This window comes from Achromobacter sp. ESBL13 (genome assembly GCF_036668755.1).
Classification (GTDB): Bacteria; Pseudomonadota; Gammaproteobacteria; order Burkholderiales; family Burkholderiaceae_B; genus Achromobacter.
Window position 1 is genome coordinate 265,842 of record NZ_JAZEVT010000001.1, and the last position, 13,122, is coordinate 278,963.

The window sequence follows — 13,122 nt, forward strand, 5'->3', positions numbered from 1 at the left end:
GCAACAATGGATCCCAAACGCGTCGTTGATGTCAGCGGCCTGACGGTGCGCTTCAAGACGCCGGAACGCACGGTGGAAGCGGTGCGCAATGTGTCGTTCCACGTCGATCGCGGCGAGACGCTGGCGATTGTGGGCGAGTCCGGTTCGGGCAAGTCGGTGACGTCGCTGGCGCTGATGCGGCTGGTGGAATACGGTGGCGGCAAGATCGTCAATGGCGATATGTTCCTGCGCCGCCGCAACGGCGAGGTGCTGGACCTGGCGCATGCGCCGGACACGACGCTGCAACGGGTGCGTGGCGCGGACGTGGCGATGATTTTCCAGGAGCCGATGACGTCGCTGAACCCGAGCTTTACGGCGGGCAACCAGATTGCCGAGGCGTTGCAGCTGCACCAGGGGCTGGACGCGGCGGCGGCGCGGGCGGAAACGTTGCGGATGCTGGAGCGGGTGCGAATCCCCGAGGCGCGCGCGATTCTTGACCGTTATCCGCACCAGTTGTCGGGCGGGATGCGGCAGCGGGTGATGATTGCGATGGCGTTGTCGTGCAAGCCGCAATTGCTGATTGCGGATGAACCGACGACGGCGTTGGACGTGACGATCCAGGCCCAGATTCTGCAACTGATACGCCAGCTGCAAGAAGAGATGGACATGGGGGTGATCTTCATCACGCACGATATGGGCGTGGTGGCGGAAGTGGCCGACCGCGTGCTGGTGATGTATCGCGGCGACAAGGTGGAAGAGGGCGGCTCGGACGAGATTTTTGCGCGGCCGCGGCATGCGTATACGCGGGCGTTGTTGTCGGCGGTGCCGCGCTTGGGCGCGATGCATGGCACGGATGAGCCGGCGCCGTTTCCGCTGCTGAAGGTGGAAGAGGCGGCGCACGTGGCGAACCCGGCGGCGCTGGTGGATGCGCCGGTGGCGGCGCCGTCAACGGTGCGTCGCGAGAATGGTCCGGTGCTGAAGGTGCGGGATCTGACCACCAGTTTCGACATTACGGGCGGCATTCTGGGTCGTGTGCAGAAGCGCGTGCATGCGGTGGAAAAGGTCAGCTTTGATCTGTACCCGGGCGAGACGTTGTCGCTGGTAGGTGAATCGGGTTGCGGCAAGACGACGACGGGTCGGTCGCTGTTGCAGCTGGTCAAGAGCAAGAGCGGCACGATTGAATTCGATGGCAAGAATATCGGGGCGTTGCGCGGTAGCGCGATGCAGACGCTGCGCCAGCACATTCAGTTCATTTTCCAGGACCCGTTCGCGTCGCTGGACCCGCGGATGACGGTCGGCTATTCCATTATGGAACCACTGCTGATCCATAACGTGGCCAAGGGCAAGGCAGCGGAAGAACGGGTGCGCTGGCTGATGGATAAGTGCGGGTTGCTGCCGGAAATGATCGACCGCTATCCGCACGAGTTTTCAGGTGGGCAGCGTCAGCGGATCTGCATCGCGCGAGCGTTGGCGCTGAATCCGAAGGTCGTGATCGCGGACGAGTCGGTGTCGGCGCTGGATGTGTCGATTCAGGCGCAGATCGTGAATCTACTGCTGGATCTGCAACGCGAACTGGGGGTGTCGTTCCTGTTTATCTCGCATGACATGGCGGTGGTGGAACGCGTTAGCCATCGGGTGGCGGTGATGTACCTGGGGCAGATCGTCGAGATCGGGCCACGCCGGGCGATCTTTGAAAATCCGCAGCATCCCTATACGAAGAAGCTGATGGCGGCGGTGCCGATCGCGGATCCGCAAAGGCGGCATCGTGAGAGGTCGTTGCTGGTGGATGAGATTCCCAGCCCGATGAGGAAGCTGGGGGATGATCCCTTGGTCGAGCCTTTGGTGGCGGTGGGAGACGGGCATTTTGTGGCTCGGCATTCGGTTGGGGTTTATTGACGGGTTTGCGTAGGCGGTATCATGGCGGGCTTCACGCTATTTGCCCTTTCTTATACGGATTTTTGCCATGGCCCTGCGCGCCACTATCTACAAGGCCGAACTTAACGTTGCCGATACCGACCGCCACTACTACGGCAGCCACGCGCTGACGGTGGCGCGTCATCCCTCCGAGACCGATGAGCGGATGATGGTGCGGCTGGTGGCGTTTGCGCTGCATGCGCAGGAAGAACTGGCGTTTACCAAAGGGTTGAGCGATACCGATGAGCCCGATCTGTGGGTCAAGGACCTGACCGGCGCGGTCAAGTTGTGGATCGAGATCGGGCAGCCGGAAGAGCGGCGCATCTTGCGGGCTTGTGGGCGGGCGGACGAGGTCATCGTCTATTGCTACGGCGGGTCCGCCAGCAAGATCTGGTGGGACGGCGTGCGCAATAAGCTGGAACGGACGCGCAATTTGAAGGTGGTGAATCTGCCTTCGGAGCAGAGCCGGGCGTTGGCCAAGTTGGCGGAACGCACCATGCAGCTGAATGCCAATATTTCCGATGGCATCGTGTATTTCTCGGCCGACAAGGGCGAGGTCAGCATCGAGCCCGAGGTGTGGCGCTAAGCGTCGCGCCCGAATCCGGCGTTACATATTTTCCGGCGATTCTTCTTGCGCGCCGGTTTTTTTGGGGATTAATATGATGATCATCATATTTCAGAGTCCCGATCATGCCTGGCCCTTCCAACCGCAAAGCGCTTTCCCACGAACGGATCGTTGACGCCGCCGCGCGCGCGATCCGGCGGGAAGGGTATGCCGGGGTGGGCGTGGCGGACATCATGAAGGAAGCCGGGCTGACGCATGGCGGGTTCTATGCGCACTTCCCGTCGCGTGATGCCTTGCTGGCTGCTGCGATGGAGCGGGCGGGCAGCGATGGTGCGGCGCGGATGATGCAAAGCGTGGCTCGGCGCGAAGCCGAGGGGGCCAGCACGTTGCGTGCGTGGGTGGACGCATATCTGGGCGATGCGCATCTGAAGGGGTGTGAAAGCGGCTGCCCGGTGGCGGCATTGGCGTCGGAGATGCCGCGTCAGTCGACCGAGGTGCGCGAGGTATCGGCGGCGCGCGTGCAGCGCCTGATACAAGCGGTGCGGACGGTGTTGCCGGCGGATGCGGGCGAGCATGCGGCGGTGGCGGTGACCAGCACGATGGTCGGGGCGTTGCAGATGGCGCGTGCGTTGGGGGATAACGCCGACGGCCGGGCGGTGTTGGCGTCGGCGCGCCAGGCGATTCTGGATCAATACGACCACAAGGTGGTGAGCCCGGCGCACTGAATCCCTGCTTTTCCAAGGGCCGCGATGCGCGGCCTTTTTAACAGGCGTAAATATGATGATCATCATATTGTTGCGGGAAGGACGGGCCCGGCACCGGCACCCGGCTCCCGCACCACCCACGCCAGCATCAACATCATCTTCAACATCAGCAGTGCTTACGTGTCACCAAGGACATCATCATGGATTTGAAAAATGCAGTCGTTTTGATCACCGGCGCCAATCGCGGCCTGGGTTTGGCTTTTGCGCGCGAAGCGTTGGCGCGGGGCGCGCGCAAGGTGTACGCCGGGGCGCGTGATCCGTCCACCGTGACCTTGCCCGGCGTCCAGGCCATCAAGCTTGACGTGACGAACGCGGCCGATGTGGCGGCGGCCGCGGCGCTGGCCACGGACGTGACCTTGGTGATCAACAATGCGGGCATCGCGGCGCTGGGCGGCTTTCTGGATGCGGATGCCATCGAATCGGCCCAGCGTCATCTGGAGGTCAACCTGTATGGGTCGTTGCGTGTGGCGCAGGCGTTTGCGCCGGTGCTGGCACGAAATGGCGGCGGGGCGTTGCTGAACGTGCTGTCGGTGGCCAGCTGGGTCAATGGGCAGCCGCTGGGCTTGTATGCGATGAGCAAGTCGGCGGCCTGGGCGATGACGAACGGCCTGCGTCACGATTTGCGGGCGCAAGGGACGCAGGTGCTGGGCCTGCACATGGGGTTTGTCGATACCGATTTCACCAGGGGCATCGACGCGCCGAAGTCCACGCCGCAAGACATTGTGGTGCAGGCGCTTGATGGGTTGGAAGCGGGCGCCCAGGAAGTGTTGGCCGATGCGGTGGCGCGTCAGGTCAAGCAGGGTTTGTCCGCCAACCCGGCCGTGTATTTGCTGCCGCGGGGCTAGGGCTGTCATGCACGCTACGACTCATTCTTCTACGTCGCCCGCGGCCGAACCGGCGGCGGCTTCGCCCTGGCCGGTGTTCTGGGTGGCCAGCATTGCGGTGTTTCTGGTGTCGCTGGACGGCACGATGTTGTACGCGGCGTTTGGCGCGTTGCGGGCGGGCTTTCCCGAGGCGTCCGCTGCGGATATGTCCTGGGTGTTGAACGCCTACACGGTGGTGTACGCGGCGATGTTGATTCCGTCGGGCGGGTTGGCGGACACGCATGGGCGCAAGCGCATGTTCATGATCGGGGTGGTGTTGTTCCTGGCCGCGTCGGCGGCGTGTGGCTTGGCGGGCAGCGTGGGCTGGCTGATTGCCGCGCGCGTGTGGCAGGCGATAGGGGCGGCGTTGTTGACGCCGGCGTCGCTGTCCATTGTGCTGGCGGCGTTTCCGGTGTCCAAGCGCGCGGTGGCGGTCAGCCTGTGGGGGGCGGTGGGCGGTCTGGCGGCGGCGGTCGGCCCCAGCCTGGGGGCGTTCGTGGTGGACGCGGCGGGTTGGCCGTGGGCCTTCTATATCAACTTGCCGTTGGGCGCGCTGTCGTTGTGGTTTGGGGCGGGCCTGCTGCGTGAATCGGTGAAGCCGGACGCGCGCCGCCGTGTGGATGGCGTGGGCATGACGTTGTTGATGGTGGCGGTGGGCGCGCTGGCATTGGCGACGGTGCAGTCGGAATCGCCTTCATGGAGCCGCCTGGAATTGGGGGTGGTGGCAGCGGTGGCGGTGGTGTCGTTGGGCGCGTTCCTGGCGTGGGCGCGGGCGACGCCGCATCCGCTGGTGGACCTGTCGTTGTTTTCGCATCGCACGTATCGCTACGTGAATCTGGCAACGTTGAGCTTTGGTATTGCGTTCGCGATGATGTTCTTTGCGTTCTTTTTCTACATGACCGGGGTGTGGCAGTACAGCCTGCCGCGTGCCGGGCTGGCGGTAACGCCGGGGCCTTTGCTGGTGGTTCCGACGGCGATCCTGACGGGGCGGCTGGCCGCGCGCCTGGGCCATCGGCCGTTCCTGGTGACCGGGTCGCTGATCTACGCGGCCAGTGGCCTGTGGTTTTTGCTGGTGCCGGGCGAGCAGCCGGCTTATCTGACGCAATGGTTGCCGGGCCTGCTGCTTAGCGGCATCGGGGTGGGAATGGTGTTGCCGTCCTTGTCGGCGGCGGCGGTCAGCCGTTTACCGGCGCAGCACTACGCGGTGGGCAGCGCCGTCAACCAGGCCACGCGGCAGATCGGCGGCGTGATGGGGGTGGCGATCACGGTGTTGCTGCTGGGTCACGGCGCGGTGAACCATGCGGCGTTTTCACCGCTGTATGGGGGGCATGTCGCGCTGGCCTTGGTGACGGCGCTGCTGTGCCTGGCGGTGGATACGCGGCCGGGCAAGGCTTGATTGGCCGGGTGGGCCAATCCTCAGCTTACGACGCAGGCGCCGGGGGCCGGGTTGGTCGGGTCGCTGCATGCCTTCCACTGTTCCGGCGGCATGGCGGGCAGCAGCATGACGCGGCTTGCGGGGTCTTGGTAGAAGTACACGCGCCATGGGTGTTGCGCCATCGCCTGCCATACCGCTTGCTGTTGCGCGGGCGTCAGGATCGCGCCGCCGGGCGTGCTCTGCGCGCCTTCGGCCAGCACGATCTGCGTCTCGGGGTCCCAGGACAACATGTCGTCGTCCAGCGGCACGTCATCCTTGATGCGGACAACGCGCCAGGGGTTTTCCGGCACTTCGACGGGCAGCGCCGCCAGCGCATCGCGATGCAAGGGGAACAAGCGATCGGACGGCTTGCCGGGCGGCGCGGCATAGGCGGCCAGCGTATCGCCGCCGCCCGGCCCGAAGTAGCTGGGGCCCTGAAGAACGTAACGCGGCCCGGGCTTGCCCTGCGCATCCAGGGTTTGAACCGCCATGGGCTGCCCCGGTGACACCAGGTCAATCACGCGCAGCAAGCCGCCGGACGCATCGCGCACATAGTGACGGCTGGCGCCGGTGGCGGCGGCCGTGCTGCCGGCGCTGTTGCCGCTGGCGACGCCACAGCCATCGTCAAAGAACGCCGTCAGTCGGCCTTGGGCGTCGCGTTGCAGGCACGCGCGCCGCGTTGGCTGATGGGGCTGGGCGCCGGCTTCGCCGTATTCCGTATACGCGGTCAACGCGCCGGTGGTGTCGTACGCCAGCGTAAAGCCGCCGTCCAGCACGGCCTCGCCGCGCATTGGCCGATAGCGTTCCACGCGGCAAAGGCGCCCGTCAGGGTCGAAATACAGCCGCGTGGGCGCAGCGCTGGCCGCCTTGTTGCCGGCGCGGTAAGCGGACCAATCGACCTTGTCCGCCCAGGTGTGCGGCATCAGGTCGCCACTATCGTCTATCCAGGCCAGCCTGGGATGGGTCGGCACGCGCTCACCGCGCTTGCCCAGCAGCACGCGCTCGTCGTCCAGCGCCAGATTGACCGCCACGGCGGGCAGGGGGGACGGCACCGAGAAGTCGGTCTCGGTCGGGCCGCACGCGGCCTGGACCGGGGTGGCGAAGAACATCGGCGCGGCCGCGCACAACAGCATCAACAAACGCGAAATGGGCCTGGCGTGCGCGGTGCGCGAAATAGGCCGGCTGCGCGAAATATGCAGAGGGTGCGAAGTACGGGCGGTGTGCAAACTGTGCGGCACAGGCAGGCTACTGGGCGGCTTATGCATATTGCAGGGCGTCCATGAACTTCACCATATCCCAGAATTCCTTCGACACGCCGCCCAGGCGCAGCCCGCTCTGGCCGTCTTCGAACAACAGAAACGGATAGGCGTTGCGCTCATACACGCCGTTGTCCGGCAGCCGGTAAGGCGTGAAGATTTCCGGGTTATTGAAATACTGCTCCAGCCTTCCACCGCCGTCCACGTGCATGTAGCGCACGCGCAAGGTCTGCAATTTGTACGTGTCGTGCGTGTCGGGATACACGCCGCCATCGCCCGCCACCACCGACTGGGACAAGGCGCCCATGAAGACCCGCTGGATCCCCACGAAGTGAATTTCGCCGTGCGTGCTGCCGCCCGGCGCCTTCGCCAATGACTTGACCAACTGCGTCGCGCGCGAGCCGGGCACCAACGTCTTGGCGAACATCTTGTCGATGTCGGCGTTGGCCGGGTCAGGCGACTGCCGCAACGTTTGCAGGTCTTGCCGGAAGTCGGCCAGCCATTGCTGGTAGCGCTGGTTTTCAAGCTGGCGGTCAAACGACTCGGCCCGGACCACGCCTGCAACCAGCGTGAACCATGCGGCCAGGGCGACCATGCCGATGCGCCAAAGCCAGGGGCGGGGGGCGGAAATGGGGAAGCGGGGACGGGTGCGCATAGGAAAGCGATGATACCGCCGAGTCCGGCATGGCGCGGCGCTTTGTTGGTGACAGGTCTGGCGGGCGGCCTTCGATAAAAAAACCTGGCCGCACCCCCTAAGTTCATTCGCGCACCTGTCGATAACAGGAGTAGTCGGCCCGCGGTTTCGTGGGGCTGGCCGCGCGTACTGCGTCGCTGGGCTTGAACTACAGCGGCCAGTACGGCGGTGGCAATCGGGAGCATGCGGGGTCGTTGAACATGCGCTGGCGGTATTGAGGCGGGATCGAGGCGGGATCGAGGCGGGATCGCTCGAACCCGACCTTGGTGTTTTCCCGATAGAACAACCCATGCGGCCATTTGTTCCATTGACGGTACATTAGGACACCCCTAGAGTTTCCGGCATGGGAACCACACTGCCTCTGCCGAAGTACCACCAGATCTACCTTGTGTTGCGCGAGCAATTGCAAGAGGGCCGTTTCGATCAGGACGGGCTGCCGGGCGAGCACGCCCTGGCGGCCCAGTTCGACGTGGCCCGCATCACCATCCGCAAGGCGATGGAGATGCTGGTGTCCGACGGGCTGGTGTCGCGCCGCCCGGGCTTGGGCACGTGGCCGTTGCGCGCGTCCCCTGCCGCGCAGGCCGCGCCCGCCGCCAATGCGCAGCAGAAGGCGCACCTGACCGGGCTGCTTGAGAACATCGTCAACATGGGCCTGCGCACGTCGGTGCAGGTGCTGGACAGCAGGCTCGTGTCCGCGCCGCCCACGGTTGCCGAGTCGTTGCGCATTCCTGCTGGCGCGCCTGTCCATAAAAGCCTGCGCGTGCGTAGCACCGAGGCCGGGCCGCTCTCCCACATCACCACCTACGTGCCGCAAGCGGTGGCCGACTTCACGCGGGAAGATCTGGAACGCGAGCCCTTGCTGATGCTGCTGGAAGCGGCGGGCGTGGAATTCGGCGGCGCCACGCAGACGATTTCAGCGCGTCTGGCAGATGCGCAGGTGGCGCGCCATCTGGATGTGTCCGTGGGCTCGGCGCTGCTTGCCGTGACGCGGGTCGTGCGCGACGTGAACGATCGCCCCGTCCAGTTGTTGCAGGGCCTGTACCGGCCCGACCGATACCAATACCAATTGCAGCTGTCGCGCGTCGGCAGCATCGACGCCAAGGTCTGGGTCAGCGAAGAGCTGTCGGCCCAATTTCATTGAACCCTTCGGAGATCTCCCATGAATTCGCGCCGCACCTTCCTCTATCGTTCCGCCGCCGCCACGGCGCTGTTGTCCGCGCCCTGGGTGGCGCGCGCGCAAGGCGCCACACCGGTGAAGATCGGCGTGCTGCACCCGGTGACGGGCGCCTTGGCGTATTCGGGCCAGCAATGCCGATTGGGCGCGCTGCTGGCCATTGAAGACATCAACAAGGCCGGCGGCATCAAGTCCTTGGGCGGCGCGCCGCTGTCGGCCGTGCTGGGCGATGCGCAGTCGCGCCCAGAGGCCGGCTCCGCCGAAGTGGAAAAGATGAACGAGGCGGGCGTGTCGGCCATCGTCGGCGCGTACGCCTCCGCGATCTGCCTGGCCACCACGCAGACGGCGGCCAAGTACAACCTGCCGCATGTGGTGGACGTAGGCGTGGCCGACCAGATTGTCGAACGCGGGCTCAAGAACACCTTCCGTTTCGGGCCGGGCTACCGCGCCTGTAGCGAACGCGCCATTGCCGACCTGGTGGCGCTGAACGACGCTGCCGGCAAGCCGGCCAAGACCGTGATGATCGTGCACGAGGATTCGCTGTTTGGCACCGGCACGGCGGCGCTGTTGTCCAAGTCGTTGCCGCAGCAGGGCTTTGAAGTCAAGGAAGTGGTCAAGCACCCGAACCCCACGCGCGACTTCAACAATATCGTGCTGCGCATGAAGTCGGTGAACCCGGACATCGTCATCCCCGCCAACTACTACAACGAATACGCGCTGCTGCTGCGCGCCATGAAGCAGCAAAAGGTGCAGCCCAAGGCGATTTATTCGGTGTTGGGGGGCGCGGCGTCCAGCTACAAGTTCCTGAAGGAATTTCCTGACATCGCCAACGGCATCATCGACTGCAACCACTGGTTCAATCCGAAAGACCCGCGCGTGGCGCCGCTGAAGGCGCGCGTCGAGGAAAAGGGCGCGTACTTCAGCTATGAAGTGTTCATGACGTACGTGGCGGTGCAACTGCTGGCCGATGCCATCGAACGCGCCAAGTCCGCCGACCGAGCCGCCATCACGGACGCGCTGGCGGCCAGCACCTTCCACGACAACCTGATGCCCTACGGCCCGACCAAGTTCGTCAACGGCCAGAACACCGGCGCGCAGCCGCTGCTGACGCAGGTGATCGGCGGCGACATCAAAGTGATCATCCCGGCTGAATATCGCCAGGCCGACGCCATTTTTCCGTTGAAGGGCTGAGCGCAAGCATGCTGGACCCGGCCATCCTTTTCTCATCGGTGCTGAACGGCCTGACGACCGGCGCGGTGTACGCGCTGATCGCCTTGGGGCTGACCCTGATCTACGGGGTGCTGCACATCATCAACTTCGCCCACGGCGCCGCGCTGATGGTGGCGCTGTACGCCGTCTATCTGCTCAAGGACCGGCTGGGCATCGACCCGTATGCCGCGCTGCCGCTGGTGGTGGCGGGCATGTTCGGGCTGGGCTATGCGCTCCAGCGCTTCGTCATCAACCGCGCCAGCCATGGCAAGGACGAGAACATCCTGCTGGTGACGTTGGGCCTGGCCATCGTGCTGGAGAACCTGGCGCTGGTGTGGTTCAAGTCCGACACGCGCAGCATCGACACCGCCTACACGCTGTCCACGGTAGACATCGGGCCCGCCATGATCGCGCTGCCCAAGGTCATTGCATTCGTTGGCGCGCTGGCGGTGGCGGCGGTGCTGTTCTGGATCATCCGCGGTACGGACCTGGGCCGCGCCATCCGCGCCGTGGCACGCGAAAAGCAAGGCGCCAAGCTGATGGGCATCGACGTGGAAAAAGTCTATGCGCTGTCGTTCGGCATCGGCATGGCCTGCCTGGGCGCGGCGGCCTGCTTCCTGCTGCCGGCGTACTACGTGAATCCGCAGGTGGGCAGCGGCTTCGTGCTGGTGGCCTTCACGATCGTGGTGCTGGGCGGCATGGGCAGTTTCGTGGGCGCGCTGGTGGGCGGGCTGTTGATTGGCGTGGTGGAGTCCATCGGCGGCCTGTTCCTGGGCGATTCGTTGGGCCAGATGGGCATCTTCGCGATCTTTATCGCGGTGCTGCTGTTGCGCCCGCAGGGGCTGTTTGGGGCGAGGGGCTGACATGAATAGGGATCTTTGCGCCATCGCGCTGTTCGGCCTTGCGCTGGCGGCCTTGGCCACGTTTGCGCAGTCTGGCGTGCTGCTGACGTTCGTGATGATGTCGCTATACGCCGCGTTGCTGTCGCAGGCCTGGAACATTCTGGGCGGGTATGGCGGGCAGTTGTCGTTTGGCCATGCGCTGTTCTTTGGCGTGGGCGCTTATGCGCAGGCGCTGGGCCAGTTGAACTTCGGCATCAATCCCTGGTTGGCGTTGCCGGTGGCGATTGCACTGGGCGCGCTGGTCGGCATGGCGGTGGGCGGGCTGACGTTTCGCTACGGCCTGAAGGGGTCTTACTTTGCCCTGGTGACGCTGGCGTTTGCCGAAGTGTTTCGCATCCTGGCCTTGTCAGCGTCGTTCACCGGCGGCGGGGTGGGGCTGATGGTGCCGCTGCAAGAAGGTGCGGCGAACATGCAGTTCGCGTCGCGCCGTGGGTATATCTATCTGCTGCTGGCCTTCGTGATGCTGGCGCTGCTGGTGACGGCGTGGCTGCGCCATTCGCGCTTCGGCGCGTACCTGCAAGCGGTGCGCGACAACGAAGACGCCGCGCGCGCCATCGGCGTGAACCCCTTGCGCGTGAAATTGGGCGGCATTGCGTTGTCGGCGGCGTTCATGAGCGCGGCCGGCGCCTTCTACGTGCAGGTGTTCCAGTACATCGACCCGGGCATTGCCTTCGGCTCGGCCGTATCGGTGGAGGCGCTGGTGGGCGCCATCGTGGGCGGCATGGGCACCTTGTGGGGGCCGGTGCTGGGCGCCGTCGCCCTGCATGGGCTGGCTGACCTGACGCGCAATCTGTTTGGCGAATTGCCCGGCATCAGCATGGTGATCTATGGCGTGGTGCTGATTCTGATCGTGATGTTTCTGCCGCGAGGCATCAGTGGCAGCGGCCAATCGTTAGGCCGGCTTTTCGGCAAGGAGCGCGCCCGTGCCTGACATCCTGCTGCAAGCCAGCAACCTTTCCATTTCGTTCGGTGGCCTGAAGGCCGTGCAGGACGTGAACCTGGCCGTGCCCGAGGGCTCGCTGACCGCGCTGGTCGGCCCCAACGGCGCGGGCAAGACCACGCTGTTCGCGCTGCTGTCCGGCTTTCTGAAACCGGGCGCCGGGTCGGTGCGCTTTGCCGGCCAGGACATCACCGGACGCGCGCCGCACGAATCCGCGCAGCTGGGCCTGACCCGCACCTTCCAGATCGTGCAGCCGTTCGGCGCGCAGACGGTGCGCCAGAACATTGCGGTGGGCGCGCATCTGCGCCTGCGCGATCGGGGCGCGGCGCTGGCCGCCGCTGAAGAGGTGGCCGCGCGCGTGAACCTGCACAAGGTGCTGGACAAGCCCGCCGCCGACCTGACGGTGGCCGGCCGCAAGCGGCTGGAACTGGCCCGGGCGCTGGCCACGCGCCCGCGCCTGTTGTTACTGGACGAAGTGCTGGCCGGCCTGAATCCCAGCGAGATCGACGAGATGATTCCAGTGGTGAAAAAACTGGTGGACGATGGCGTCACCGTCCTCATGATCGAACACGTGATGCGCGCCGTGATGAGCCTGGCCGAACACGTGTGGGTGCTGGCGCAGGGGCGTTTGATTGCGTCCGGCACGCCCGGCGAAGTCACGCGCGATCCGACGGTGGTGGAAGCCTATCTGGGGCATGGCGCGGCGGCGCGGCTGGCCGCGCAAGGGGCGTCGTCATGAGCGCGCTGCTTGAAGTGACCGGTTTGCGGGCGGGCTACGGGCGCATGGAAGTGCTGCGCGGTGTGGACCTGGCGGTGGGCGAAGGCGAAATCGTCGTCCTGCTGGGCAGCAACGGCGCGGGCAAGTCCACGTTGAACAACACCGTGTGCGGGCTGTGCAAGCCCTGGGGCGGATCGGTGCGTTTCGACGGCCACGATCTGACCGGTAGCCATTACCGTGACGTGGTGCGCGCCGGGCTGATCCAGGTTCCTGAAGGCCGCCGTATTTTTCCCAACCTTAGCGTGCGTGAAAACCTGGAGCTGGGTTCCTTTACCCGGGCGCGCGAGCATCGCGCGGCCAACCTGGACAAGGTGCTGGATATTTTTCCGCGGCTGCGCGAACGGCTTGCGCAACTGGCCGGCACCATGTCGGGCGGTGAACAGCAGATGCTGGCGATCGGGCGCGGCCTGATGGCCGAGCCGCGCTTGTTGATCCTGGACGAACCCTCGTTGGGCCTGTCGCCCTTGATGGTTGAAGAACTGTTCGGGCTGATCCAGCGCCTGCACGCGGACGGGCTGGCGATCCTGCTGGTCGAACAGAACGTGGGGCAGTCGCTGGAAACCGGGCAACGTGCCTATGTGATGGAAAACGGGGCGGTGCGCTATAGCGGATCGTGTGCGCAACTGATGGCCAGCGACGACGTGCGCCGGGCCTATCTGGGGATGTAGCG

General features: G+C 65.2%; 13 protein-coding genes. 11 read left to right on the forward strand and 2 right to left on the reverse strand.

All coding sequences use genetic code 11. The features are described from left to right. Nucleotides 1–6 precede the first annotated feature (6 nt). The 5 genes from V6F88_RS01250 to V6F88_RS01270 all read left to right on the forward strand — a co-directional run bounded on the left by V6F88_RS01250 (nucleotide 7) and on the right by V6F88_RS01270 (nucleotide 5,481). Nucleotides 7–1,875: a dipeptide ABC transporter ATP-binding protein gene (locus tag V6F88_RS01250; RefSeq protein ID WP_332608912.1), complete on the forward strand. Its 1,869-nt coding sequence runs from the start codon at nucleotides 7–9 to the stop codon at nucleotides 1,873–1,875. A gap of 67 nt (nucleotides 1,876–1,942) precedes the next feature. After that, nucleotides 1,943–2,479, forward strand: coding sequence for a YaeQ family protein (locus tag V6F88_RS01255; RefSeq protein ID WP_332607554.1), 537 nt, complete (start codon nucleotides 1,943–1,945; stop codon nucleotides 2,477–2,479). A 104-nt stretch (nucleotides 2,480–2,583) separates the two neighbouring features. Further along, nucleotides 2,584–3,183 (forward strand): TetR/AcrR family transcriptional regulator, encoded by a 600-nt coding sequence (locus V6F88_RS01260; protein ID WP_332607555.1) that lies wholly within the window; start codon nucleotides 2,584–2,586, stop codon nucleotides 3,181–3,183. Between the two features lie 179 nt (nucleotides 3,184–3,362). Beyond that, entirely contained in the window at nucleotides 3,363–4,067 is a 705-nt protein-coding gene (locus V6F88_RS01265) for an SDR family oxidoreductase (RefSeq protein WP_332607556.1), read from the forward strand. A 7-nt stretch (nucleotides 4,068–4,074) separates the two neighbouring features. Beyond that, a complete protein-coding gene (locus V6F88_RS01270) occupies nucleotides 4,075–5,481 on the forward strand; it encodes an MFS transporter (RefSeq protein WP_332607557.1) in 1,407 nt (468 codons plus the stop codon). 20 nt (nucleotides 5,482–5,501) lie between these two features. On the opposite strand, the gene V6F88_RS01275 is transcribed toward V6F88_RS01270, so the two are convergent. Both V6F88_RS01275 and V6F88_RS01280 read right to left on the reverse strand, forming a co-directional pair. Then, on the reverse strand, nucleotides 5,502–6,632 hold the full coding sequence (locus tag V6F88_RS01275; RefSeq protein WP_332607558.1) for a hypothetical protein: 1,131 nt from the start codon (nucleotides 6,630–6,632) through the stop codon (nucleotides 5,502–5,504). A 124-nt stretch (nucleotides 6,633–6,756) separates the two neighbouring features. Next, nucleotides 6,757–7,350: a hypothetical protein gene (locus tag V6F88_RS01280; RefSeq protein WP_332607559.1), complete on the reverse strand. Its 594-nt coding sequence runs from the start codon at nucleotides 7,348–7,350 to the stop codon at nucleotides 6,757–6,759. A 442-nt stretch (nucleotides 7,351–7,792) separates the two neighbouring features. Here V6F88_RS01280 and V6F88_RS01285 point away from each other — a divergent pair, with 442 nt between their 5' ends. Genes V6F88_RS01285 through V6F88_RS01310 form a run of 6 tightly spaced genes read left to right on the forward strand, consistent with a single transcriptional unit; the run spans nucleotide 7,793 to nucleotide 13,120 of the window. Beyond that, on the forward strand, nucleotides 7,793–8,590 hold the full coding sequence (locus V6F88_RS01285; RefSeq protein ID WP_332607560.1) for a GntR family transcriptional regulator: 798 nt from the start codon (nucleotides 7,793–7,795) through the stop codon (nucleotides 8,588–8,590). Nucleotides 8,591–8,608: 18 nt separating this feature from the next. Further along, nucleotides 8,609–9,814, forward strand: coding sequence for an ABC transporter substrate-binding protein (locus V6F88_RS01290; RefSeq protein WP_332607561.1), 1,206 nt, complete (start codon nucleotides 8,609–8,611; stop codon nucleotides 9,812–9,814). Between the two features lie 8 nt (nucleotides 9,815–9,822). Continuing rightward, nucleotides 9,823–10,695 carry a branched-chain amino acid ABC transporter permease gene (locus tag V6F88_RS01295; protein ID WP_332607562.1) on the forward strand — a complete coding sequence of 291 codons (873 nt, stop codon included), beginning with the start codon at nucleotides 9,823–9,825 and terminating at the stop codon, nucleotides 10,693–10,695. Nucleotide 10,696: 1 nt separating this feature from the next. Beyond that, complete coding sequence (locus tag V6F88_RS01300) at nucleotides 10,697–11,665, forward strand: branched-chain amino acid ABC transporter permease (protein WP_332607563.1); 969 nt, start codon at nucleotides 10,697–10,699, stop codon at nucleotides 11,663–11,665. Next, nucleotides 11,658–12,413 carry an ABC transporter ATP-binding protein gene (locus V6F88_RS01305; protein WP_332607564.1) on the forward strand — a complete coding sequence of 252 codons (756 nt, stop codon included), beginning with the start codon at nucleotides 11,658–11,660 and terminating at the stop codon, nucleotides 12,411–12,413. Before V6F88_RS01300 ends, V6F88_RS01305 begins: the two co-directional genes overlap by 8 nt. Beyond that, the gene (locus V6F88_RS01310) at nucleotides 12,410–13,120 is read left to right on the forward strand and encodes an ABC transporter ATP-binding protein (protein WP_332607565.1); all 711 of its coding nucleotides are present in this window, start codon (nucleotides 12,410–12,412) and stop codon (nucleotides 13,118–13,120) included. Before V6F88_RS01305 ends, V6F88_RS01310 begins: the two co-directional genes overlap by 4 nt. Nucleotides 13,121–13,122 lie beyond the last annotated feature (2 nt).

What these genes read in the sequence shown, in the direction of transcription:
- V6F88_RS01250 (WP_332608912.1), top strand. Translation starts at nt 7, where the DNA reads ATGGATCCCAAACGCGTCGTTGATGTCAGCGGCCTGACGGTGCGCTTC.
- V6F88_RS01255 (WP_332607554.1), top strand. Translation starts at nt 1,943, where the DNA reads ATGGCCCTGCGCGCCACTATCTACAAGGCCGAACTTAACGTTGCCGAT.
- V6F88_RS01260 (WP_332607555.1), top strand. Translation starts at nt 2,584, where the DNA reads ATGCCTGGCCCTTCCAACCGCAAAGCGCTTTCCCACGAACGGATCGTT.
- V6F88_RS01265 (WP_332607556.1), top strand. Translation starts at nt 3,363, where the DNA reads ATGGATTTGAAAAATGCAGTCGTTTTGATCACCGGCGCCAATCGCGGC.
- V6F88_RS01270 (WP_332607557.1), top strand. Translation starts at nt 4,075, where the DNA reads ATGCACGCTACGACTCATTCTTCTACGTCGCCCGCGGCCGAACCGGCG.
- V6F88_RS01275 (WP_332607558.1), bottom strand. Translation starts at nt 6,632, where the DNA reads ATGCTGTTGTGCGCGGCCGCGCCGATGTTCTTCGCCACCCCGGTCCAG.
- V6F88_RS01280 (WP_332607559.1), bottom strand. Translation starts at nt 7,350, where the DNA reads ATGGTCGCCCTGGCCGCATGGTTCACGCTGGTTGCAGGCGTGGTCCGG.
- V6F88_RS01285 (WP_332607560.1), top strand. Translation starts at nt 7,793, where the DNA reads ATGGGAACCACACTGCCTCTGCCGAAGTACCACCAGATCTACCTTGTG.
- V6F88_RS01290 (WP_332607561.1), top strand. Translation starts at nt 8,609, where the DNA reads ATGAATTCGCGCCGCACCTTCCTCTATCGTTCCGCCGCCGCCACGGCG.
- V6F88_RS01295 (WP_332607562.1), top strand. Translation starts at nt 9,823, where the DNA reads ATGCTGGACCCGGCCATCCTTTTCTCATCGGTGCTGAACGGCCTGACG.
- V6F88_RS01300 (WP_332607563.1), top strand. Translation starts at nt 10,697, where the DNA reads ATGAATAGGGATCTTTGCGCCATCGCGCTGTTCGGCCTTGCGCTGGCG.
- V6F88_RS01310 (WP_332607565.1), top strand. Translation starts at nt 12,410, where the DNA reads ATGAGCGCGCTGCTTGAAGTGACCGGTTTGCGGGCGGGCTACGGGCGC.